Origin of the sequence: Hydrogenovibrio sp. 3SP14C1, assembly GCF_029625905.1 — a bacterium.
Classification (GTDB): domain Bacteria; phylum Pseudomonadota; class Gammaproteobacteria; order Thiomicrospirales; family Thiomicrospiraceae; genus Hydrogenovibrio.
This window is the reverse complement of sequence record NZ_JARTLM010000290.1, coordinates 1-242: the sequence shown is the minus strand read 5'-3', so window position 1 is coordinate 242 and position 242 is coordinate 1. Positions and strand designations below refer to the sequence as shown.

The 242-nt window shown below is 62.0% G+C and carries 1 protein-coding gene; it reads right to left on the bottom strand.

Going from position 1 to position 242, the window contains the following annotated elements; translation table 11 throughout:
* Nucleotides 1–242: efflux RND transporter permease subunit (locus P8629_RS12565; RefSeq protein WP_278166429.1), on the bottom strand; the 242-nt coding region annotated here is incomplete at both ends.

The window sequence follows — 242 nt, the reverse complement described above, 5'->3', positions numbered from 1 at the left end:
CCATGGTGGTGACTGCCGTCATCAGAATGGGCCGCAGGCGGGTGACCGATGCTTCGATCAGGGCCGAACGAAAGGCTTGGCCCTCATCGCGCAGCTGGTTGGCGAACTCGACGATCAGTATGCCATTCTTGGCCGCCAATCCTATCAGCAGCACCAGCCCCACCTGACTGTAGATATTCAATGACTGGCCGGTCAGCAGCAGGGCCAGCAGGGCACCGCTCATGGCCAGCGGCACCGTCAGC